Annotated in this window: 17 protein-coding genes; 9 read left to right on the forward strand and 8 right to left on the reverse strand. The window is 70.7% G+C overall.

From position 1 onward, the window contains the following. Nucleotides 1-283 precede the first annotated feature (283 nt). The gene (locus ACZ51D_RS04830; protein ID WP_014138019.1) at nt 284-535 is read left to right on the forward strand and encodes a WhiB family transcriptional regulator; all 252 of its coding nucleotides are present in this window, start codon (nt 284-286) and stop codon (nt 533-535) included. A 512-nt stretch (nt 536-1,047) separates the two neighbouring features. Here the strand turns inward: ACZ51D_RS04830 and ACZ51D_RS04835 are convergent. From ACZ51D_RS04835 to ACZ51D_RS04865, 7 genes are all read right to left on the reverse strand, one after another. After that, complete coding sequence (locus ACZ51D_RS04835; protein WP_360505730.1) at nt 1,048-2,568, reverse strand: sensor histidine kinase; 1,521 nt, start codon at nt 2,566-2,568, stop codon at nt 1,048-1,050. A 502-nt stretch (nt 2,569-3,070) separates the two neighbouring features. Then, the gene (locus ACZ51D_RS04840) at nt 3,071-4,156 is read right to left on the reverse strand and encodes an SIS domain-containing protein (RefSeq protein ID WP_465661227.1); all 1,086 of its coding nucleotides are present in this window, start codon (nt 4,154-4,156) and stop codon (nt 3,071-3,073) included. Nucleotides 4,157-4,318: 162 nt separating this feature from the next. After that, nucleotides 4,319-5,596 carry an extracellular solute-binding protein gene (locus ACZ51D_RS04845; protein ID WP_465661411.1) on the reverse strand — a complete coding sequence of 426 codons (1,278 nt, stop codon included), beginning with the start codon at nt 5,594-5,596 and terminating at the stop codon, nt 4,319-4,321. A 460-nt stretch (nt 5,597-6,056) separates the two neighbouring features. Further along, a complete protein-coding gene (locus ACZ51D_RS04850; protein WP_465661229.1) occupies nt 6,057-7,610 on the reverse strand; it encodes a glycoside hydrolase family 3 protein in 1,554 nt (517 codons plus the stop codon). 6 nt (nt 7,611-7,616) lie between these two features. Next, nucleotides 7,617-8,444 (reverse strand): carbohydrate ABC transporter permease, encoded by an 828-nt coding sequence (locus ACZ51D_RS04855; protein ID WP_360505718.1) that lies wholly within the window; start codon nt 8,442-8,444, stop codon nt 7,617-7,619. Continuing rightward, nucleotides 8,441-9,469 (reverse strand): carbohydrate ABC transporter permease, encoded by a 1,029-nt coding sequence (locus tag ACZ51D_RS04860; RefSeq protein WP_396287749.1) that lies wholly within the window; start codon nt 9,467-9,469, stop codon nt 8,441-8,443. Before ACZ51D_RS04860 ends, ACZ51D_RS04855 begins: the two co-directional genes overlap by 4 nt. 90 nt (nt 9,470-9,559) lie before the next feature. Continuing rightward, nucleotides 9,560-10,843 (reverse strand): extracellular solute-binding protein, encoded by a 1,284-nt coding sequence (locus ACZ51D_RS04865; RefSeq protein WP_360505712.1) that lies wholly within the window; start codon nt 10,841-10,843, stop codon nt 9,560-9,562. A gap of 337 nt (nt 10,844-11,180) precedes the next feature. Between ACZ51D_RS04865 and ACZ51D_RS04870 the strand changes: the two genes are divergently transcribed. The 4 genes from ACZ51D_RS04870 (at nt 11,181) to ACZ51D_RS04885 (ending at nt 15,215) form a co-directional block, all read left to right on the forward strand. After that, nucleotides 11,181-11,972 carry a GntR family transcriptional regulator gene (locus tag ACZ51D_RS04870; RefSeq protein ID WP_360505710.1) on the forward strand — a complete coding sequence of 264 codons (792 nt, stop codon included), beginning with the start codon at nt 11,181-11,183 and terminating at the stop codon, nt 11,970-11,972. Between the two features lie 375 nt (nt 11,973-12,347). Beyond that, the gene (locus ACZ51D_RS04875) at nt 12,348-12,611 is read left to right on the forward strand and encodes a DUF3311 domain-containing protein (RefSeq protein ID WP_360505707.1); all 264 of its coding nucleotides are present in this window, start codon (nt 12,348-12,350) and stop codon (nt 12,609-12,611) included. Further along, nucleotides 12,608-14,218, forward strand: coding sequence for a monocarboxylate uptake permease MctP (gene mctP, locus ACZ51D_RS04880; protein WP_360505705.1), 1,611 nt, complete (start codon nt 12,608-12,610; stop codon nt 14,216-14,218). Before ACZ51D_RS04875 ends, mctP begins: the two co-directional genes overlap by 4 nt. 154 nt (nt 14,219-14,372) lie before the next feature. Next, a complete protein-coding gene (locus ACZ51D_RS04885; protein ID WP_465617559.1) occupies nt 14,373-15,215 on the forward strand; it encodes a histidine phosphatase family protein in 843 nt (280 codons plus the stop codon). 7 nt (nt 15,216-15,222) lie between these two features. On the opposite strand, the gene ACZ51D_RS04890 is transcribed toward ACZ51D_RS04885, so the two are convergent. Next, complete coding sequence (locus ACZ51D_RS04890; RefSeq protein ID WP_465617557.1) at nt 15,223-16,215, reverse strand: helix-turn-helix domain-containing protein; 993 nt, start codon at nt 16,213-16,215, stop codon at nt 15,223-15,225. 399 nt (nt 16,216-16,614) lie between these two features. On the opposite strand from ACZ51D_RS04890, the gene ACZ51D_RS04895 reads away from it, so the two are divergent. From ACZ51D_RS04895 to ACZ51D_RS04910, 4 genes are all read left to right on the forward strand, one after another. Beyond that, complete coding sequence (locus tag ACZ51D_RS04895) at nt 16,615-17,109, forward strand: GNAT family N-acetyltransferase (RefSeq protein WP_465617555.1); 495 nt, start codon at nt 16,615-16,617, stop codon at nt 17,107-17,109. A gap of 74 nt (nt 17,110-17,183) precedes the next feature. Continuing rightward, on the forward strand, nt 17,184-18,332 hold the full coding sequence (locus ACZ51D_RS04900) for a DUF2510 domain-containing protein (protein ID WP_465661231.1): 1,149 nt from the start codon (nt 17,184-17,186) through the stop codon (nt 18,330-18,332). A 252-nt stretch (nt 18,333-18,584) separates the two neighbouring features. Beyond that, nucleotides 18,585-20,618, forward strand: a complete 2,034-nt coding sequence (locus tag ACZ51D_RS04905; RefSeq protein WP_465661233.1) for a glycosyltransferase family 2 protein — start codon at nt 18,585-18,587, stop codon at nt 20,616-20,618. Beyond that, the gene (locus ACZ51D_RS04910) at nt 20,618-21,934 is read left to right on the forward strand and encodes a glycoside hydrolase family 26 protein (RefSeq protein WP_465617548.1); all 1,317 of its coding nucleotides are present in this window, start codon (nt 20,618-20,620) and stop codon (nt 21,932-21,934) included. Before ACZ51D_RS04905 ends, ACZ51D_RS04910 begins: the two co-directional genes overlap by 1 nt. The last annotated feature ends 92 nt before the right edge of the window (nt 21,935-22,026 follow it).

Raw genomic sequence — 22,026 nt, forward strand, 5'->3', positions numbered from 1 at the left:
GAAGAATCAAAAATTCCTCCCCGAAGGGGGTTGTATCCGAGCCCGAGGTTTGCGAACCTCTACATGGCGATCGGGACACATCGCAGCGACGGCAACTCCGGAACCACGGAGCGCCGACCGCGGGGTGTCCCTCGAATCGCCGAATCCCCCCCAGCACAGACCACCCGGGCCCGGTAGGCCTTTGGTCTCTTTTGCTGTTGCGGGATTCGTGAAAGCGTTCACATTCACAAGCCATCGATTATGTCGTCGGGTGACCCCCGTCGGCAGGAGGAGTTGGACGACCATGGACTGGCGCCACCGCGCTGTCTGCCGCGAAGAGGACCCGGAGCTGTTCTTCCCGATCGGGAACACCGGTCCTGCTCTGCTGCAGATCGAGGAAGCCAAGGCCGTGTGCCGCCGCTGTCCGGTCATGGAGCAGTGTCTCCAGTGGGCCCTCGAGACCGGCCAGGACGCCGGCGTCTGGGGCGGCATGAGCGAGGACGAGCGTCGCGCGATGAAGCGCCGCGCCGCCCGCAACCGCGCCCGCACCGCCTGATCGCGCTGATCACACCGCGTAGCACCAGCAGTGACACAGCAGTGATCGCAGTACCGATCAACACATGATCAAAGGCTTCCCTGCACCTCCTGGTGAAGCCTTCCACACAAAGGACCTTGCTCGACTCGGTCCGGCGACACCAGACCTGTCCAGGCACTTGATACTGTTCACTTAGAGCAATATTGTGGAGCTATGGCGCTCACCGTGTGCAACGCACCGGCGAGGTGTCGCACTACCCAGAGCCCCCGTTCCGGCCGACTCCCCCCGACGGCCGGAACGGGTTGAGAGGCCCTGTCGACCCACCCCCCCCCGGTCGACAGGGCCTCGTTTCTGTTTCCGCACTCCTTCCGCGCTCCGGCGCCCTGTTGCTGCACACCGGCGCTCTGTTGCTGCACACCGGCGCGCGGAGCACATACCCGGCGTGCCCGCCGGACGCGCGCCCCCGCCACGCACCTTCGCAACGGGATTCTCAGCAGAATCTCAGCGGACCAGAGCCTCGGCAGACCGGGGCCTCAGCGGACCGGGATCTCCAGGATCACCTTCGTACCGCCGTTCGGGCCGGCCACCATGTCGAAGGTGCCGCCCAGCTCGCCGGTGGCCAGCGTCCGGACGATCTGGAGTCCGAGGTTCCCCGCGGTCTGCGGGTCGAACCCCTCCGGCACGCCGCGGCCGTCGTCCTGCACGGTGATCAGCAGGTACTCCTCCGGGCGGGCGCCGCCGTTCCAGCTGTCCGACCAGCCCATCCCGGTCGCCGGGGCCCGGCCGCGCAGCGCGCTGATCTCCAGGTTCCCGGAGGCCGTCGGACCGAACGCGTGTTCCAGGGCGTTCTGCAGCAACTCGGTCAGCACCATCGACAGCGGGGTGGCCACCTCGGCGGACAGGATGCCGAAGCTGCCGGTGCGGCGGGTCGCCACCCGGCCGTCCTGGGACAGCTCCATCGCCATCGCCAGCACCCGGTCGGCGATCTCGTCGAAGGCCACCTGCTCGTCCAGCGCCTGGGAGAGCGTCTCGTGCACGATCGCGATCGAACCGACCCGGCGCACCGCCTCGTCCAGCGCGGCCCGCCCGGACTCCGACTCCATCCGGCGGGACTGCAGCCGCAACAGGGCCGCGACGGTCTGCAGGTTGTTCTTCACCCGGTGGTGGATCTCCCGGATGGTGGCGTCCTTGGTCATCAGCTCGCGGTCACGGCGGCGCAGCTCGGTGACGTCGCGGCAGAGCACCAGCGAACCGGTCAGGATGCCCTTGGGCTTGAGCGGGATCGCCCGCACCGTCACCACTCCCCCCTGCGCCTCCACCTCGGTCTGCCGGGGCGCCCAGCCGCTGGCCACCTTCACCAGCGCCTCGTGGACGGCACCCCGGGACGGCGGGGCGAGTTCGGCGGTGGTACGGCCGAGGTGGCTGCCGACCAGGTCGGTGGTGAGGCCGAGGCGGTGGTAGGCGGAGAGCGCGTTGGGGCTGGCGTAGGTGACGATGCCGTCCGCGTCCAGGCGGATCAGGCCGTCGCCGACACGGGGGGCGGCGTCCATGTCGACCTGCTCGATGCCCGGGAAGGGGAAGCTGCCGGCCGCGATCATCTGGGCCAGGTCCGAGGCGCTCTGCAGGTAGGTGAGCTCCAGCCGGCTGGGGGTGCGGACGGTCAGCAGGTTGGTGTTGCGGGCGATCACCCCGAGCACCTTGCCCTCGCGCCGGACCGGGATCGACTCGACCCGGACCGGGACCTCCTCGCGCCATTCCGGGTCGCCCTCGCGCACGATCCGGCCCTCGTCGAAGGCCGCGTCCAGCAGCGGGCGCCGGCCGCGCGGGACGAGGTGGCCGACCATGTCGTCCTGGTAGGAGGTCGGCCCGGTGTTGGGCCGCATCTGCGCCACCGAGACGTAGCGGATGCCGTCCCAGGTGGGGATCCACAGCACCAGGTCGGCGAAGGAGAGGTCGGAGAGCAGCTGCCACTCCGAGACCAGCATGTGGAGCCATTCCACGTCGGCCCCGGTGAGGGTGGTGTGGCGGCGGACGAGTTCGTTCAGCGAGGGCACATGGCGAGGGTAGCGCCGCCGGTCCGGGCGGGGCGCGGCGGACCGGCAGGGCGGACCGGCGGGGCGGACCGGCGGGGGCTCGCCGGAGCCCGGTCGGGGGGCGTGCCGGGTCGGCCTGAGTTGTTTAGACCAATTCACTGAGCGGCCTGGACAACCGAGATTGGTCTAGTCCACAATGAAAGAGCACCAAGGAGAGGCCCCCGCGCAACTGCCCTGACCGCGCGCGGCCTTTCCTCGGTCGGACGCCGCCGAGCGAGGACCCCGCACAGTCCTCGATCGTCCCCGGTGCCCGACGACAGCTCCGGGCTGCGGTGCCGCATGGGTTGAGGGTCCCGTGTCGGCGCCGTGGCCCGTAGTGCTTTCCGGCTGCCGGCCGTCCCCCGAACCATGTTCCGCCGCTCAGCGGACCGGCCCCCGTCCACAGCCTGTGGACGGGGGCCGGTCGCGCTCGGGCCCGCCCCGAGCCCCTCGGCTCGGAGGCGAGCGGCCGAGTAACCCCCTGCTACCGCGTCTCGGTGACCTTGGCCAGGGCGCGTGGGGCGTCCGGGTCCTGGCCGCGGGCGATGGTGACCTCGTAGGCCAGCAGCTGCAGCGGCAGGATCTCCAGGATCGGCTGCACCTCCTCGGGCACGCCGGCCGGCAGCGCGAAGCCCGCCGAGGCGGCGTCGACCTGCGCCTGCTGGCCGACCACCACCAGGTCCGCGCCGCGGCCGCGCAGGCGGTCCAGCACGGGCTGGAGGGCCTCCCCGCCCTTGCCGTCCGGGACGATCGCGATGACCGGCGAGACGTTGTCCACCATGGCCAGCGGGCCGTGCAGCAGGTCCGCGCCGGAGAACGGGCTGGCCGGGATGTAGGTGGTCTCCATCAGCTTCAGCGCGGCCTCGCGGGCGGTCGGGTAGCCGTAGCCGCGCGAGGTGATGACCAGGCGCTGGGCGAAGCGGTAGCGCTCGGCCAGCGCCTTCACCTCGGCCCGCCGGGCCAGCACCCCGGCGGCCAGGCCCGGCAGTTCCTTGGCGGCCGAGTCTCCCCCGGCGTTCGGCCGGGGGTGTCCCCAGGCCTCCGCGAGGCCCTCGACCAGCAGGTAGAGCGACAGCAGCTCGGCGGTGTAGGTCTTGGTGGCTGGCAGTGCCTTCTCCGGGCCGGCCAGCACGTCGATGTGGAACTCGGAGACCTCGGCCAGCGGCGAGGAGGCGTTGTTGGTGACCGCGAGGGTGATGGCGCCGGCCTCGCGGGCGGCCTTGGTGGAGGCCACCAGGTCCGGCGAACCACCGGACTGGCTGACGGTGATCACCAGAACGTCGGTGAGGTCGGGCTTGGAGCCGTACGCGGTCGTGGTGGACATCGAGGTCAGGCCGGCCGGCTTGCCGAGCAGGATCTCGACCAGGTACTTGGCGTACAGCGCGGCGTTGTCGGACGTGCCGCGCGCGGTGAGCAGGACGAAGCGCGGGTTGCGGGTGGCGATCTCGGCCGCGATCTCGCGGATCTTCGGGGCGCCCTCGTCGAGGATGCGCTGGAGGACGGCCGGCTGCTCGGCCATCTCCGCCGCCATGATCCGGCCGGGGACGGAAACAGTCTGCGGGTCGGACATCTGGGTCTGCCTCCGATGAGATGGTTCGACCCCGCCCGGGCGGCTGCCCGACGGGGGACCTCTACGGCGGCGAGTCCGCACACTCGCTGCGGTTCTTCGTGCCCCGCAATCCTACGGGCGCGCCTGTCCCGGGGCACCTCCCGGTGCCCCGGCGCACGCGGGTCAGGACGCCTTGTTGATCAGCTGGTCGATCGCGGCGTCGGCCTCCTTGGTGGCCTGGTCCACCGACTTGCCCTTGAGGATCGCGGTCAGCATGTCGGGGATGATCTTCTGCTTCTCGACCGCGCCCCAGCCGGGGGCCAGCGGGGTGAACCAGGCGTCCGGGACGGCGTTGGCCGCGGCGGCGGTGGACGGCTTGTTCTTCAGCTGGTTCAGCTGGGTGAGGTTGTTCGGCAGGATGTCCTTGTCGGCCAGCGCCTGCTCGGACTTGGTGCTGGTGAACATCCGGACCCAGTCGGTCGCCAGCGCCACCGACGGGGACTTGGCGGTGACGGCGAGGTCGGAGCCGCCGATGAAGGTCGGCAGCGGCTTGCCGTCCGGGCCGGGCATGGTGGCCACCTTGACGGCGTCCTTGAGGCTCGCGTCGCCGGTGACCGGCGCGGTGACGCCGGCCGCCTCGTAGCCGTTGCCGTAGAAGGAGGCGGCGTGTCCGCGGGCCATCGCCTCGTACTGGTTCTGCTCGTTCACCGTCAGGTCGCCCTTGTTGTACCGGCGCACCAGGTCGGCGAAGTGGCCGATGCCCTCCTGGGACTTGGGGTCGTGCAGGGTGCCGTGCCAGTTGCCGGCGCTGTCGAACTTGGCGATGCTGCCGCCGGACGCGGCCACGTAGCTCATCGCCGCATACCAGTACGGGCCGGGCAGGTAGAGCGGGGAGAAGGTCCTGTCCGCCTTGTTCTTGTCCGCGATCTTGTCCAGGGCGGCCAGCAGTTCGGGCTCGGTCTTCGGGAACTCGGGGTTGCCGGTGGCCTGTTGGAAGGCCGTGGAGTTGTAGATGGCGACCCGGGAGCCGGCGTAGTAGGGCACGCACCAGAGCTTGTCCTGGTAGGTGCAGGTGTTGGCGAGCGCCTTGATCCAGCTGTCGGCGTTCTCGAAGGTGGTCCGGTCCACCGGGGCCAGTGCGCCGGACAGCACGTACTTCATGGTCTCGGTGTTGCCCAGCTCGACGACGTCGGGGGCGCTGCCCTCGGCGATGGCCTTGTCCAGCTTGGTGACCTTGTCCGCCCAGCCCTGGTACGCGAGCTTGAGGGTGACCTTCGGGTACTTCGCGGCGAACTCGTCGTTGACCCGCTGGACGAGGTCGGGCCAGTTCTTCTGGGCGTCGTCCATCAGCCAGACGGTGACGATGCCGGTGGCCGCCTTCGGGTCGGCGGCGGCGCTCCTGCCGTCGCCCGACGGTGAGCCCGACGAGGAACAGGCCGTCAGGCCCGCCGCCAGTGCCATGGTCCCGAGCGCCGAGACGAGCTGACGCTTCTTCACGCCGTCCTCCGAGGGTGTTCTAGAGCAAGTGATGCCCGCCGGCAGCGTGAGGGGCGCCCGCAGCGGAGAGTCCGGGCAGGGGGCGGCGACGTGCTTGGGGGTGGGCCGATACCACATCCGGCGAGGTTGAAACTCGAACCGGATGCTTGGACTCTGGCCTAGACCACTGGTGGTGTCAACGGCCAAAAGCCTTTGTCACCACGGCCGTTGCAGAGCCGTTGTAGCTTGTGGCACCCAGTCGCAGCACCATCACCCTAGGTAGGACTTAAGGTGGATTTAAGGCCCACTTGAGGGAACACGGTCACCCCGCGAATCCGCAGGTCGACGCCGGGAAAACGGAACGGGCCCGCCATGCGACATGCGCATGACGGGCCCGTCGGCTGACGCCTTCCCGGACCCGGCCGGTGGCGTCCTGCCGGTCGGTTCAGCCGACCGCTCCCGGCTGCCCGGTGAGGACCTCCACCGCCGCCAGCCCGCAGACCCGGGCGGCGCCGTGGGTGGCGATGTAGAGCGCGCCGACCGGCTCGGACTGCGGCAGCCCCATCTCGACCACGGCGGCGTCCGGGCGGGCCGCCACCAGGCGGCTCAGCACGGCGGACATCCACGGGTAGCGGTGCGCGTCCCGGACCACCAGCACCAGGCGGCGCCCCTCGGCGCCGGCCACCAGCTCGTCGACCAGGGCGTCCAGCAGCTCCGGGGTCGCCTCGGCGGCCGACACCGCGCGGGTGCGGGTGCCGGGGAAGCGGTCGGCGAGCATGCCGGCCACGCCCCACGGGGTGACGTCGCCGACGGCGATGTTCGGCTCGTCCGAGAACGAGGCCACGTACGGGCGCTCGCTCACCGGAGGCGTCAGCAGGCCCGGCGCCCGGACCACCTTCAGCGCCCGGCGCGCGGCCCGCAGGCCGACCGCCAGGTCCGGCTCCGGCCGCTCGCCCTGGGCCGAGATCCGGCCCCAGCTGCCCAGCGCCCGGACCCGCGCGGCGGCGTCCGCCAGCCGCTCCTCGCCGAGCCTGCCGGCCCGCACGCCCGCCACGATGGCGTCGCGCAGCATCAGCACGGTCTCCTCGTCGGCCAGCCCGCCGCCGACGCAGATCGCGTCCGCGCCGGCCGCCAGGGCCAGCACGGTGCCCTCGCCCATCCCGAAGGTGTCGGCGATCGCGCCCATCTCGATCGCGTCGCTGACGATCAGGCCCTGGTAGCCGAGGCCGCCCTCGGCCGGGGCGGCGCGCAGCAGGTCGCGCAGCACGGTCGGGCTCAGGGTGGCCGGCAGCTTCGGGTCCAGCGCCGGGATCATGATGTGGGCGGTCATCACGGCCTTGGTGCCGGCCGCGATCGCCGCCTGGAACGGGATCAGGTCACGGGCCCGCAGCACGTCCAGGTCGACGTCGATGACCGGCAGGCCGTGGTGCGAGTCCACCGCGGTGTCGCCGTGGCCGGGGAAGTGCTTGGAGCAGGCGGCCACGCCGGCCGACTGCAGGCCCTCGACCCAGGCAGCGGTGTGCCGCGCGCACAGCTCGGGGTCGGCGCCGAAGGAGCGGACGCCGATGACCGGGTTGCGCGGGTTGGAGTTGACGTCCGCAGTGGGCGCCCAGTTGTAGTTGACGCCGGCCGCGGCCAGCGCCCGGCCGAGCTCGCGGGCGACGTCCCGGGTCAGCGCCGGGTCGTCGATCGCGCCGAGCGCGAGGTTGCCGGGCCAGGACGAGCCGGAGCCCGCCTCCAGCCGGGTGACGTCGCCGCTCTCCTCGTCGATGGCGATCAGCAGGTCGGGGTTCTCGGCGCGCAGCGTCCGGGTGAGCGCGGACAGCTGGTCGAGGTCGACCACGTTGCGGTCGAACAGCGCGACCGAGCCCAGCCCGGCGGCGAGGTGGCGCAGCAGCCACCGCGGCGGCTCGGCGCCGACGAAGCCGGGCTGCAGGACGGTCAGGGCGTCGCGGTGCAGCTGGTCGCTGTCCGGGGCGGTGGGTACGAGGATGCTCACGGTGGCTCAGCCCTTCACGGCGCCGTCGGTCAGACCGCCGACCGCCTTGCGCTGCAGGAAGACGAACAGGATCAGCACGGGGACGGCGAACATCGTGGAGGCCGCCATGGTGGCGCCCCAGTCGTTGCCGAAGGCGGTCTTGAAGGACGACAGCCACAGCGGGAGGGTCTTGCCCTGCTCCTTGTTCAGCCACAGGACGAGCGGGAACTCGTTCCACGCCGTGATGAAGCCGAACAGCGAGGTGGACATCAGGCCCGGGGCCAGCAGCGGGAAGATCACCTTCGTGAAGGCCTGGGTGCGGGTGCAGCCGTCCACCATCGCCGACTCCTCCAGCTCCTTCGGCACCGCGGCGATGAATCCGCGCAGCGTCCAGATGGTGAAGGGCAGGATCATCATCATGTAGAAGAGCGTCAGCGGCAGCAGGCTGTTCAGCATGTCGTTGTCGCGGGAGATGATGTAGGCGCCGATGGTCATGACCTCCCAGGGGGCCATCTGCGCGAGCATGATGACCAGCACGAAGGTCTTGCGGCCGCGGAACTTCATCCGGGCGATGGCGAAGGACGCCAGGGTCGCGATCACCAGCGAGATCAGCACCGCGCCGACGGTGACGGTGACGCTGTTGGTGACGTACGTCCAGAAGTCCGGCGCGTTCACCGCGGTGGTGAAGTGGTCGAACGTCCCGTCGAAGGGGATGAAGACCGGCGTCTTGCTGATGACGTCGCGGTCCTGCTTGAACGCGGTCGCGATCATCCAGTAGACGGGGAAGATGAAGAAGACGATGAGGACGACCGCGATCACGTTCGGCCAGGTACGTCCGAAGAGAGAGCGCCTCACAGCTCGTCCTCCTGCTTGATCATGATGCGGAAGTAGTAGGCCATCAGGACGCCCAGCATCAGGATGGTGAGCACCGCGATCGCGGCGCCGACGCCGTAGTGCTGGCTGCCCTGGCCCTCCAGGAAGGCGTGCACGGGAAGGGTCCGGGTGAGCTTCTCGGGGCCGCCGCCGTTGATCGCGTAGATCTGGGTGAAGGACTTGAACACCCAGATGACCTCCAGGAAGGTCGTGGCCAGGAAGAACGGCTTCAGGTTGGGGAAGATCACCGAGCTGAAGATCTTGCCGGAGCCGGCGCCGTCCATCCGGGCCGCCTCGTAGAGCTCCTTCGGGATGGTGGTCAGACCGGCGTACATGTTGAACGCCACGAAGGGGATCGACTGCCAGACGATCAGCAGGATGACGACGAAGAAGGTCGAGTACTCGTCGCTCATCCAGTTGTAGTCGGCCATCGAGTGCCAACCCAGCTGGTCCAGGAACCAGTTGACGACACCCCACTGGTCGTCGAACAGCCAGGTGTAGACGGTGGTCGCGGCGACCACCGGCATGGCCCAGGCCATCAGCAGCGCGATCGACAGCGCCAGGCGCATCTTCTTGCCGAGGCTGTTGAGCAGCAGGCCGATCAGGGTGCCGCCGAGCATGATGAGCACCACGTTGACCAGGGTGAAGGCGACGGTGCGCCCGGTGACCGACCAGAACTCCGGGTCGGTCAGCTGCTCCTTGTAGTTGTCGAACCCCGTCCACTCGGTGAGGTGCATCACCAGCTGACGCCGGTTGAGGTTCTGGAACGACAGCAGGACGGTCTTCAGCAGCGGCCAGCCCAGCAGGACGATGGTCGCCACGATGGCCGGCAGCAGCAGCAGGTACGGGGCGAAGCGGGCGCCCAGGCCGGGGCCGCCCGCGGATCTGGTGCGCTTCGGCGCGGCGCCCTTGGCCCCGCCGCCGGCGGCACTGGTGTCAATCTCGGCCACAACAGCCTTCCCTGACTCCGGGGACTGTGTCTGCACCCGCTCCGAATGCACAGCCATCGTTCTCACTTCCTCACAACCCGGCCACGACGGACAGGCGCCGCCCACCGGCCCCCCGCCGGGGACCGGTGAGCGACGCCGCTCAAGTGCTTAGTTCTTCTCGTTGAGCCGCTTGGCGATCTCGTCGTCGTACTTCTTGGCGGTGGCCGCGTAGTCGCCGCCCTGCAGGGCCGCGGTCAGGAAGTCCTTGATCGGGTTCGGCTTGTTCTCGACGCTGGCCCAGTTCGGGGTGTTCGGGGTGATCCCGCCGACCGCGGCGGCCGTCTGGGCGGCCTTCGCGAAGTCACCGGTGAGCTGGCTGTTCAGCGCGGCCTTGTTCGGGATGTTGCCGGACGCGGCGACCAGGCCCTCGTTCTTGTCGTTGAGGGCGATCTTCAGGAAGTCCTTCGCCATGTCGGTGTTCTTGCTCTGCGCGGCGATCGCGAGGTTCGAACCGCCGAGGAAGACGCCGGAGGGCTTGTCGGCGGTCTTGCCGGGGAGCGGGAAGAAGCCGATCTTGTCCTTCGGCAGGTCCTTCTCGGCCGGCAGCTCCCAGCCGAGGGCGATCATGGTGCCGACGTTGCCCTTGGCGAAGACGTCCTTCTGCTGCGGGGTGGCCTCGTCCTTGTCCTTCGGACCGGTGGCCGAGTAGCCCTGCAGCTTCTTGTACGTCTCGAAGGCCTTCTGGGCCTCGGGGGACGACAGGCCGCCGACCCACTTGTCGCCGTCCTTCTTGGCGATCTTGCCGCCCTCACCGGTGAGCAGGCCGAAGTAGGTGTACCACTCCTGGCCCGGCAGGTAGATCGGGTCGACGACGCCGTCGGTGGCCTTCAGCTTGTCCAGGTCGGCGTAGAACTCGTCCAGGGTCGTCGGGGCGGCGGTCAGGCCGGCCTTGGTCCACAGGTCCTTGTTGTAGGCGACCACGCGGTTGGAGACCCACCACGGGGCGGCGTACTGCTTGCCGTCCAGGATCGCGGCCTCGTTCTGGTTGGCGGCCCAACCGTCGCCGCCCAGCCCGGCCTTGTCCTTGGTGATGTCGAGCAGGCCCCCGGTGGAGGCGTAGCCGGCGGTCTGGGTGTTGCCGATCTCCAGAACGTCGACCGAGCCCTCGGACAGCGCCGCGGTGACCTTCGGGCCGATGTCGGTCCACTCCTGGGTCTGGAAGTCGACCTTCGAGCCCGGGTAGGTGGTCTCGAACTCGGTCTTGACCGCGTCGGTCCAGCCCTTGGGGGCCGAGCCGGTCATCGTCCACACCTTGAGCGTCTTGCCCTTGTACTTGTCGGCGGCCGAGGACGACGACGAGCTGCTGTCGTTCTTCTTGCCGTCCGAGCCACAAGCCGCGAGACCGACGACCATTGCTGCGACGCCGACCGCCGCGATGAGCTGACGCTTCACGCCATCCTCCTGAGGGATGCCTGGGTTACCCCCGTCGGGTGGCAGCGGCAGACCCACACAAAGCGGGGGAAATGGCGCCGCGGGCCCCGTCGAACGGGTGGGGGGATTCGTAGTGACCGGCCTAGTGGTGTAGACCAGATGCCTGGAGCTTGGCCTAGACCAATGGGCGTGTCAACGGCTGTTCGACCGATCCCGACCACCCGTTATCAAGCCGACACCGCACATCGTTCATCGCGTGATGAGGTATTCGTTCCGTAGCCATACATGCAACGATGTGACCCGTTAACGATGTGGCAGGGTCTGTGAAGGCCCTGCGAGAAGCGGGAGAACAGGTCCGATGAGCAGCGACGGGGGAACCACCGCCCAGGCCGACGACCCCGAGGTGAAGAACCTCCCGACGCAGACCGGCACCGACCCGACCGCGCGCGTCCCCAAGTACTACGGGCTCAAGCGCCACCTCCTCCAGCTCACCGAGACCCAGCCGGCCGGCACCCCGGTCCCGCCCGAGCGCGCGCTGGCCGCCCAGTTCGACACCTCGCGCACCACCGTCCGCCAGGCCCTGCAGGAACTGGTCGTCGAAGGCCGGCTGGAGCGCATCCAGGGCAAGGGCACCTTCGTCGCCAAGCCCAAGGTCGCCCAGGCGCTGCAGCTCACCTCCTACACCGAGGACATGCGGGCCCAGGGGCTGGAACCCACCTCCCGGCTGATCGAGATCGGCTACATCACCGCCGACGACCGGCTCGCCCCGCTGCTCGACATCAAGCCCGGCGGCCGCGTCCTGCGGATCGAGCGGCTGCGCCTGGCCAACGGCGACCCGATGGCCATCGAGGTCGCCCACCTGTCCGCCAAGCGCTTCCCCGCCCTGCGGCGCAACCTCGCCAAGCACAACTCGCTGTACGCGGCGCTGCGCGAGGTCTACGGGGTCACCGTGGCCGAGGCCGAGGAGACCATCGAGACCACCCTGGCCGACCCGCGCGAGGCCGGGCTGCTCGGCTCCGACCTCGGCCTGCCGATGCTGCAGCTGTCCCGGCACTCCTTCGACGCCGAGGGCAACCCGGTCGAGTGGGTCCGCTCCATCTACCGGGGCGACCGCTACAAGTTCATCACCCGTCTGAAGCGTCCGGAGTAGGCGTTTCGGAGAGGCGTACGGAGCAGGCGCCTCGGGGCAGGCGCACTCCCCCCTCGCACCACGGGCACCGGCGCGCGCGACCCGCGCGCCGGTGCCTTCTGCATTCCGTGACAGTGCTTTTCGCGTTCCGTACGGGTGCTTTTCCGGGGCCCCGACGGCCGCATGCGTCCGGATGGCGGGAAGTTGCGCCAATCCCGGTGACATGGATCACCCCATGCTCTAGATTGCGCAGCCAATACTGACTGCCGATCACCGATGGTGCTGCTCGGCGGGCTCGCGGGGGCAGGGACGCCACCCGGGCTGCGGCGCCGACGGGGACAACCCTCCGGAGCGGAGCCGAAGTTGCCGTCTGATCCCGATACCTTCGAAGATGTCATGCCCGAGCCAGCCGGGGCACCCGTCCCGGCGGTGACCCCCGAGCGGGTGCTGGCCGGTCTCGCCCTGCTCGTGCCGATCGTGGCGATGCTGTGGGTGTCCTCCTACAACAAGCCCGACCCCGCGGTGGCCGGGGTGCCGTTCTTCTACTGGTACCAGCTGCTCTGGGTGCCGGCGTCGGCCGTCTTCACCGTCGCCGCCTACCTGCTGATCAACCGGGACGAGAAGGCCCGCAAGGCGGCCCGGAAGGGCGGTGCGCGATGAAGGACGTCAACGTGCCGGCCCTCGTGGTCTTCGTGCTGTTCTTCGCCCTGGTCACCGTGATGGGCTTCCTCGCCTCGCGCTGGCGCCGCGCGGGCGACGCGGCGCACCTGGACGAGTGGGGCCTGGGCGGGCGCAGCTTCGGGACCTGGGTGACCTGGTTCCTGCTCGGCGGCGACCTCTACACCGCGTACACCTTCGTCGCCGTCCCGGCCGCGGTGTACGCGAGCGGCTCGGCCGGCTTCTTCGCGGTGCCGTACACGATCATCGCCTACCCGCTGGTCTTCCTCTTCCTGCCCCGGCTCTGGTCGGTCTCCCGGGTGCACGGCTACGTGACCCCGGCCGACTTCGTGCGCGGCCGCTACGGCTCGCGGCCGCTGTCGCTGGTGGTCGCGCTGACCGGGATCCTGGCCACCATGCCGTACATCGCCCTGCAGCTCGTCGGCATCCAGGCGGTGCTGGACGTGCTGGGGGTCGGCGGCGGGGAGAACGCCAACTGGTTCGTCAAGGACCTGCCGCTGTTCATCGCCTTCGGCGTGCTGGCCGCCTACACCTACTCCTCCGGCCTGCGCGCCCCGGCGCTGATCGCCTTCGTCAAGGACGCCCTGGTCTACATCGTGATCATCGTCGCGGTGATCTACATCCCGATCCGGCTGGGCGGCTACGGGCACATCTTCGACGCGGCCGCGCAGCACTTCAAGGAGGCCAAGGCCGGGTCGATGACCGTCCCGGACAACAAGCAGTGGACGTACGCCACGCTGGGCCTCGGCTCGGCGATGGCGCTGTTCATGTACCCGCACTCGGTGACCGGGGTGCTCGCCTCCAAGTCCCGCAACACCGTGCGCCGCAACATGGCGATCATGCCCGCGTACTCGCTGATGCTGGGCCTGCTCGCGCTGCTCGGCTTCATGGCGATCGCGGCGGGCGTCGGCAAGGGCGTCAAGGGCTACAACGCCCAGCTCTCGGTGCCGCAGCTGTTCGCGAACATGTTCCCGGACTGGTTCACCGGCGTGGCCTTCGCCGCGATCGGCATCGGCGCGCTGGTGCCGGCCGCCATCATGTCCATCGCGGCGGCCAACCTGTTCACCCGCAACGTCTACAAGGACTGGTTGAAGCCCTCCGCCACCCCCTCCGACGAGACCCGGGTCGCCAAGCTGGTCTCGCTGCTGGTGAAGGTCGGCGCGCTGGTCTTCGTGCTCGGCATGGACAAGCAGGCCGCGATCAACCTCCAGCTGCTGGGCGGCCTGTGGATCCTGCAGACCTTCGTCGCCATCGTCGGCGGCCTGTTCACCCGCTGGTTCCACCACTGGGCGCTGTTCGCCGGCTGGGCGGCCGGCATGGTCTACGGCACCTGGAAGGCGTACGGGATCGCCAGCCCGGCGACCAAGCACTTCGGCGGCAACTCGGCGGAGATCCCCGGCATCGGCGAGATCGGCTACATCGGTCTGACCGCCTTCGCGCTGAACCTGGTCGTCGCGGTGGCGCTCACCCTGGTGCTGCGGGCCGTCAAGGCACCCGAGGGCCCGGACGAGACCAGGCCGTCCGACTACAGCGCCGAAGCCGGCGACGACGAGCTGAAGAGCGCGCCGGAGCCCGTAGCGGCGCACTGATTCGCGCGGTACGCGCCCTGTGATCGCGCCGCCTTCTCCGTCAACACTGGAGAAGGCGGCGCGATCATATGTATGAACAGGCGTGCACGCCGGGCACCACCAGACCGGACCGGCAACCGGCCGGAACCTGATCGACCACGGGGAGCTCGCGGCCATGGCAGAACTCGGTACCACCCTCAACGGCCAGCACCAGTCCACCCAGAACCAGTCCGCCCAGCACCAGCCCCAGAACCAGCACCAGCACGCCGGCGCCCAGAGCCACCACGTCACCGCCCACCGCCCGGCGACGGCCACCCGGCTGCCGTCCGTGCTGATCGCCACCCGGCACGGCGAGTCCACCGCCAACGTCGAGTTCCAGCTGGCCGAGGCCGCCGGTGCGCTCAGCGTCCCGATCAGCTGCCGCGACGCCGACATCCCGCTGTCCCTGCACGGGCGGCAGCAGGCCCAGGCGCTCGGCCACTGGTGGGCCGCCCTGCCCAGCGCCGACCGCCCCCGCAGCGTCTGGTGCTCGCCGTACGTGCGCACCGCCGAGACCGCGAGAATCGCGCTCGCCCAGGCCGCCGGACTCGGCGCCGTCCCGGTCACGCCGGCCGTCCGCTACGACGAGCGACTGCGCGACCGCGAACTCGGCATCCTCGAGATGCTGCCGAAGGCCGCCATCGAGGCCAAGCACCCGGAGGAGGCGGCCCGGCGGCGCAAGATGGGCGAGCTGTACTACCGGCCGCCCGGCGGCGAGTCCTGGGCCGACGTCGCGCTGCGGGTGCGCAGCCTGCTGCGGGACGTCTGCGAGGAGGAGGCCGGCCGGCCCGTCCTGCTGGTCGCGCACGACTGCACGGTGCTGATGCTCCGCTACGCGCTGGACCGGCTCACCGAGGAGCAGCTCACCGCGCTCGGGCCGGTGCACAACTGCTCCACCAGCCTCTGGCGGGCCCAGGACGGGCGGCTGCGGCCGGACCGCTGGAACACCGTCGACCACCTGACGGTGGAAGCCGGCTGACGCACGGTCACTTCATGGCCGGGTCGGCGAAGCAGCGGCGGTAGGCCAGCGGCGTGGTGCCCAGCCGGCGGCCGAAGTGGTGCCGCAGGGCGGCCGCGTTGCCGAAGCCGCAGCGGGCGGCGATCGCGTCCACCGGCTCGGTGGTGGACTCCAGCAGCCGCTGGGCGAACAGCACCCGTTGCCCGACCAGCCAGCGGTGCGGGGTGGTTCCGGTCTCCTGCTGGAAGCGGCGGGCGAAGGTGCGCGGCGACATGTGCGCCCGGACGGCCAGCTGTTCGACGGTGGCCTCCGAGTCGAGGTGGTGGCGCATCCAGTCGAGCAGCGGGGCCAGCGAGTCGCCGTCGCATTCCGGCAGCGGGCGGTTCACGAACTGGGCCTGCCCGCCCTCCCGGTGCGGCGCCACCACCATCCGGCGGGCGATCTCCCGGGCCACCTCGGCACCCTGCACCTTGCGTACCAGGTGCAGGCAGGCGTCGATACCGGCCGCCGTCCCGGCGGAGGTGATCACCGGGTCGTCGTCCACGTACAGCACGTCCGGCTCGACGGTGGTCAGCGGGAAGCGCGCCGCCAGGTCCTCGCTGTGCCGCCAGTGGGTGGCGCAGCGGCGGCCGTCCAGCAGCCCGGCGGCGCCCAGCACGAAGGCGCCGCTGCAGATGGAGAGCACCCGGCCACCGTCCGCCACCACCCCGCGCAACGCCTCCAGCAGCGGCTCGGGGTAGCTGGGGCGGATCCTCGCCGCGGTGACCACCGCGAGGTCGGCCCCGGCCAGCCGCTCGGGGCCGTACGGGACGTCCACGGCGAAGCCGGCATGGGTGGCGTGCGGCCCGGGGCGGGCGCCGGCGAGCGCGAAGTCGTAGCCGGGCAGCCCGTCGTCGGTGCGGTCGAGGCCGAAGACCTCGCAGGCCACCCCGAGTTCGAAGGGGTGGATCTCCTCCAGCACCACCGCGACCACGTTCTTCAGCGTGCCGTCGCTCCTCGGCGCGCCGTCGTTCTTCAGCATGCCGTCCAGGATGCCCGGTCCGTCCGTCGCGGCGGAAGACGCCGACTGGCAGGATTTCGAGGCAATCGGTCATTCCTGCCACTCGTGGGCGCCGTCCCGCCCGACCAGAGTGGAGGCCATGGACAGCGACACCCTTGCCGGCGCACTCGCCCTGGCCGGAATCGTCGGCGGCTTCGGCCTGCTCGGCGTCCTGATCGGCCGCGAAGTCTCCCGCGGCCCGGCGGCCCGCCGCGACAACTACCACCGCCCGGGCGGCTACCCGGCCGACCCCGCCCGCCCCGAGCGGCTGTACGGCACCATGCCCGCCGCCTCCCTGCGCCCCTCCGCCGATCCGGCCACCCTCCCGGTCCGTTCGACCCCGGAGCTTTCCACCCCGCACGGCTCCGGCACACTGGCCGCATGGACTACCTCATCCGCCCGGCCCTCCCGGAGGACCTCGAAGACGCCGGCCGCATCACCGTCGAGGCCTTCGTCGGCGGCGGCTTCACCTCGCCCGGGAGCGGCTACGCCGAGCTGCTGCGCGACGCCGACCGCCGGGCCCGGGAGGCCGAGCTCCTGGTCGCGGTCGACCCGGCCGCAGGGCGGGTCCTCGGCTGCGTGACCTTCGCGGTCGGCGGCACCGAGTGGGCGGACATCGCCACCCCGCGCGAGGGCGAGATCAGGATGCTCGCCACCGACACCGCCGCCCGCGGCCGCGGCGTCGGCGAGGCGCTGGTGCGCGCCTCCCTCGCCCGCAGCCGCGAACTCGGCCTGGCCGGCATGGCGTTCTCCACCCGCCCGGAGATGACCGCCGCCCACCGCGTCTACGAGCGGGTCGGCTTCCGGCGCACCCCCGAGCGGGACTGGGCGCCGTACCCGGGGATGGACCTGATGGTCTACACCTTGGCGTTCTGAGGCGGCGTCGACTGGTACGCCCAGCCCATGACTTGAAATGACCATCCGATCGGCTCGCTGCTAGTATCCGCCGCATGACGACGGGGAGTCCGCCTAGCGGCTGGTACGAGGACCCTTCCGGGCAGCCCAATACGCTGCGCTGGTGGGATGGTTCGACCTGGACCGACAAGGTTCAGGCCAAGCCGGGAGGCGGCGGCATGCCCGCGAGCCCGTTCCCCGGCCATGCCGTCCAGAACGCTGCCGCGCCGACGGCCGTCAGCCCGGCGGTGCAGGTTCCGCCGGCGCCCACGGCGCCGGCCGCTCCGACGCTGGCCACCCTGCCGACCCAGACCTCGGGACCGGGCCAGACGTCCGGACCGGGCCAGACGTCCGGACCGGGCCAGGCCCCGGGACCGGCCCAGGCCCCCGGGCCGGCGCCGCAGCAGCCCGGCCCGCCGACCCCCGGCCTGCCGACGCCCAAGCCGATCCCCACCTCGGTGGTGTTCGAGACCGTCGAGCCGAAGAACACCAAGCGCCGGGTACTCGTGGCCGTCGGCGCCGTGGTGCTGTCGGTCGTGATGGCGGGCGGCGGCTACGTCCTGGGCCACAAGACCGCGAAGCCCGGCTCGGCGAAGGCCGATTCGACCACGGCCGCGACCCCCACCGGTGACCCCAAGAGCCCGAACGGCTTCATGGGCACCGCCCTGACCGGCGGTCAGCAGCTCCCCGGCGGGCGGCAGATCACCGGCCAGGACTCGAAGATGAACTTCATGCTGCCGCAGGACTGGCAGGTCCAGGTCGACGCCAAGGCCCCGAACGAGGTCCGCTACGCGGTCAACCCGTACGCCTGCGTGGGCCACGGCAACGGGGCCTGCACCCGCGGCGTGGTCGTCCAGAACCTCCGGGTGTTCAACGGCGGCTGGTCCGACCCGAAGTCCCTGGTGCTCGGCATGGGCCAGCTGCTCTACAACACCCGTTACGGCTCGGACGCGCCGACGCCGCCGGACCCGGTGAAGCAGTCGGCCGTCAAGATCCAGGGCATGGACGGCTACCTCGCGCTGTGGCACGTCCCGATGTCCAGTGCCTCGTCCACGCCGGACAGCTACTGCGGCGTCCTCGAGGTCACGCCGGCGGCCGGGGCGACCACCGTCCCGGTGCTCCAGATCTGCCTGGACCAGGCGGCGGAGGCTCCGCCGCTGGCGCTGATGGACCAGATCGCGAACTCCGTCAAGATCACGCCCTGACGCTCGTCCCTCCCGTAGGCCCCGCCCTTCCGCGGGGCTTGCGGGAGCCTTGGCATTCCCGGCCCCGGCAGAGAGCGCTCGGCCACGGCCCGTATGCTGACCGCTTGAACGACAATCAGCCAAGCCCATGAGTGACGCCGCCACGCCGTACGACCGTCGACCCGACGGCCCGGTGTCGGACGTCGACGGGCGGTGACCGAGCAGGGAACCAGCGGCTCCGGTACGACCGGGCAGCTGTACGGGGGTTGACCGGTGGACTCCACCAACGAACACACGGCGACGCAGGGCAACCGGGCGCGCGGACGCCACGGGCGCGTCCTGCCCCGGGCCCGGAACGAACGCCGCATCGTCCGCAGGGAGCTGCGCAACAGCGCCGCCCAGCGCGCCTACGTGGCGTGCGCCGAGACCGCCGGCCCGCTGACCCCCGGCGAGGACGGCGCCGCCGTCCGTTACCGCTCGGTCTCCTCGCGCGGCGTCAAGTTCGTCATGACCGTCCTGGTGGCGGTCAACGCTCTGGCCGGCCTCGTCTTCGTCGGCTGGCTGCTCCTCCCCGAGCACATCCCCAGCTCCCACGTCGGCTGGTCCCCGGACTGGCGGATCAACCTGGCGCGGATCTGCTTCTGTTCCGTTATTACGGTGGAAGTGATCCGGCTGGTTCAGAACCTCGCCGTCTGGGTCTTCGCGTTCCGCGCCAAGGACCCGGTGCCGGTCACTCCGCCGCCCGGGCTGCGGGTCGCGGTGCTGACCACGATCGTGCCTTCCAAGGAGCCGATCGAGATCGTCGAGCGGACCCTCGCCGCCATGCTGCGGATCGAGTACGACGGCCGGGTCGACGTCTGGATCCTCGACGAGGGCAACGACGACCGGGTCAAGGAGATGGCCGCCCGGCTCGGCGTCCACCACTTCAGCCGCAAGGGACGCCCCGAGTACAACCAGGCCGAGGGCGAGTTCCGGGCCAAGACCAAGTCCGGCAACCACAACTCCTGGCGCGCCGAGCACGAGCACGGCTACGACGTGGTGGCCCAGATGGACCCGGACCACGTCCCGCTGCCCTGCTTCCTGGAGCGCACCCTCGGATACTTCCGCGACCCCGACGTCGCCTTCGTGGTCGCCCCCCAGGTGTACGGCAACATGTACGACAACTGGGTCGCCCACGGTGCCTCCGTGCAGCAGTACCTGTTCTCCGGCCTGGTCGAGCGCGGCGGCAACGGCATGGACGCGCCGCTGCTGATCGGCACCAACCACCTGTACCGGCCGGTCGCCTGGCAGCAGATCGGCGGCTACCAGGATTCGATCATCGAGGACCACCTCACCAGCATGCGGGTCCAGGCCTCCGTCAACCCGGAGACCGACCGGCACTGGAAGGGCGTCTACACCCCCGACGTTCTCGCCGTCGGCGAGGGCCCGACCTCCTGGACCGACTACTTCAACCAGCAGAAGCGCTGGGCGTACGGCATCTGGGAGATCCTGCTCAAGAGCCGGCTGCGCTCCGGCATCAAGCTGCGCCTGCGCCAGCGGGTGCTCTACGGCCTGGTCCAGTTCTACTACCCGAGCGTGGCGATCAACACCGTCCTCGGCAGCCTCGCCACCTCCGTCTACCTGGCCCTCGGCGTCACCTCCATCCACCTCAACAGCACCCACTGGATGGCCCTGTGGGGCGCCAGCATGGGCAGCTGGTTCGTGCTGTGGCTGTGGCTGCGCCGCTTCAACCTGGCCGCGCACGAGCGGCGCGAGATCGGCGTGGCCGGCATGGGGCTGGCCATGTTCGCCGGCCCGGTCTACGTCGCCGCCGCGATCGCGGCGCTGCTGCGCCGCCCGCTCGCCTACGCCGTCACCGCCAAGGGCGACCTGCGCAGCGCCGAGTCGCTGTCGACCTTCCGGCTGCACCTGCTGTGGGCGGCGGTCGCGGGCGGGCTGCTCGGCGCGAGCTTCACGCTCCACCACGACATCTGGATCCTGCGGTTCTGGGCCGGCGTCAGCCTGTTCACCGGTCTCGCGCCGCTGGTGATCTCCTTCGTCAGCGGACGCCGCGAGGCCCGGGCCCAGCGGGCCGCCGAGGCGCCCGCCGCCGACCGACTGCCCGGCCACCTGCCCTCCCAGCGGACCGAACCGCCGCGCACCGGGGCAGCCGTCGGAGGACCCGTCGGAGAAAACGTCGAGGACGCCTTCGGAGAAGCCGTCGAGGAATCCGAGGAACCCGTCGAAGGAGCCCTCGCCGAGGACGAGTTCGAGGAGCTGCTGGAGCCGGCCCGGGCCGGCTCCCGGACCGAGCGGAGGAGCCGCTGATGCTGCGGATCACCGTCCCCCGGATCGCCGCCCTGGTCGCCCTGGCCCTGATGGTCGGGTACACCTTCGTCCTGGCGCCCCGGCTCTCCCGTGCGCACGACCTGGAGCCGTACACCTTCGCCGGCGCCGCCCCGACGGCGATGCCGAGTTGGCTGACCACCGCCCTGGCCGCGTCACCGACCGCCACCCCCGCGACGGCCGGCCAGAGCCCGACGGCGGCCGCGACGCCCACCACACCGCCCCCGCCCCCGCAGTTCCCGCCGGCCGGCGGCGCGTTCACCGGCATCATGACCAAGCCCGGCCCCTACGACCTCGGCCCGCTCGACGAGTTCACCGCGGCCGTCAAGCACCAGCCGAACGTGCTGGAGTTCTCGGTCGGCTGGTGGGACCGGAAGTTCGACCGCCGGGTCTTCGACACCGTCGCCGAACGCGGCATCATGCCGATGGTCGCCTGGGAGCCCTGGGACTACCGCAAGGAAGCCAAGGAGGACAAGCTCCGCGGCGAGCAGCCGGAGTACTCCCTCTCCAACATCATCGACGGCAGGTTCGACGACTACATCAAGACCTGGGCCGACGGCATCAAGGGCCTCGGCTACCCCGTCGCCCTGCGCTTCGCCCACGAGATGAACGGCTACTGGTACCCCTGGGCCGAGCAGTCCAACGGCAACAAGAAGGGCCAGTACGTCCAGGCCTGGCGGCACGTCCACGACATCTTCAAGCAGGCCGGCGCCACCCGGGTCACCTGGGTGTGGAGCCCCAACGTCGACTACGAGAACGCCACCAGCCTGAACACGCTCTACCCCGGCGACGACTACGTCGACTGGGTCGGCCTGTCCGGCTACTACGGCACCACCGGCGTCGAGAAGTACAAGTCGTTCGACCAGATCTTCCAGCCGACCATCGAGCAGATCCGGGCGTTCAGCCACAAGCCCGTGGTGATCACCGAGACCGGGGCCACCGACACCTCGGGGCTGAAGGCACAGTGGATCACCGAGATGTTCTCGCAGCTCGCCCAGCACCCCGACATCATCGGCGTGATCTGGTACGAGGCGAGGAAGGAGGTCGACTGGCGGGTGGCCGCGTCCCCCGCCGCCGCCCAGGCGTTCGCCGCCGGGGTCTCCGCGCCGCGCTACAACACGCCCTGGACCGTCCACTCCGAGCCGGCCCTGACCGTCACGGCGCCGGCCCCGGCACCCGCCCCTTCCCCCGACGCGCCGGCCTCCCCCAGCCCGTCGGCCACCACCCAGAAGCCTCCGGTCAAGAAGCCGACCTCGCCCGCGACCAAGCCCCGGTCGAGTTCCACGCCCGCCGGGTGAGCACGACCCCGCCCCGGCCCGCGTACCGGCCTACGACACCACCGCCCCGGCCCGCGCACCGGCCGCAGACACCGCAGCAGGGAGGCGAGAGC

Source organism: Kitasatospora sp. NPDC033851, assembly GCF_055576085.1.

Excerpts from the sequence above, each read along its gene's own strand:
- ACZ51D_RS04840 (WP_465661227.1), bottom strand. The coding sequence starts at position 4,156 with ATGTCCGACCCGCAGACTGTTTCCGTCCCCGGCCGGATCATGGCGGCG.
- ACZ51D_RS04870 (WP_360505710.1), top strand. The coding sequence starts at position 11,181 with ATGAGCAGCGACGGGGGAACCACCGCCCAGGCCGACGACCCCGAGGTG.
- ACZ51D_RS04860 (WP_396287749.1), bottom strand. The coding sequence starts at position 9,469 with ATGGCTGTGCATTCGGAGCGGGTGCAGACACAGTCCCCGGAGTCAGGG.
- ACZ51D_RS04830 (WP_014138019.1), top strand. The coding sequence starts at position 284 with ATGGACTGGCGCCACCGCGCTGTCTGCCGCGAAGAGGACCCGGAGCTG.
- ACZ51D_RS04910 (WP_465617548.1), top strand. The coding sequence starts at position 20,618 with ATGCTGCGGATCACCGTCCCCCGGATCGCCGCCCTGGTCGCCCTGGCC.
- ACZ51D_RS04895 (WP_465617555.1), top strand. The coding sequence starts at position 16,615 with ATGGACTACCTCATCCGCCCGGCCCTCCCGGAGGACCTCGAAGACGCC.
- ACZ51D_RS04885 (WP_465617559.1), top strand. The coding sequence starts at position 14,373 with ATGGCAGAACTCGGTACCACCCTCAACGGCCAGCACCAGTCCACCCAG.
- mctP (WP_360505705.1), top strand. The coding sequence starts at position 12,608 with ATGAAGGACGTCAACGTGCCGGCCCTCGTGGTCTTCGTGCTGTTCTTC.
- ACZ51D_RS04890 (WP_465617557.1), bottom strand. The coding sequence starts at position 16,215 with ATGCTGAAGAACGACGGCGCGCCGAGGAGCGACGGCACGCTGAAGAAC.
- ACZ51D_RS04845 (WP_465661411.1), bottom strand. The coding sequence starts at position 5,596 with ATGGCACTGGCGGCGGGCCTGACGGCCTGTTCCTCGTCGGGCTCACCG.
- ACZ51D_RS04900 (WP_465661231.1), top strand. The coding sequence starts at position 17,184 with ATGACGACGGGGAGTCCGCCTAGCGGCTGGTACGAGGACCCTTCCGGG.
- ACZ51D_RS04875 (WP_360505707.1), top strand. The coding sequence starts at position 12,348 with ATGCCCGAGCCAGCCGGGGCACCCGTCCCGGCGGTGACCCCCGAGCGG.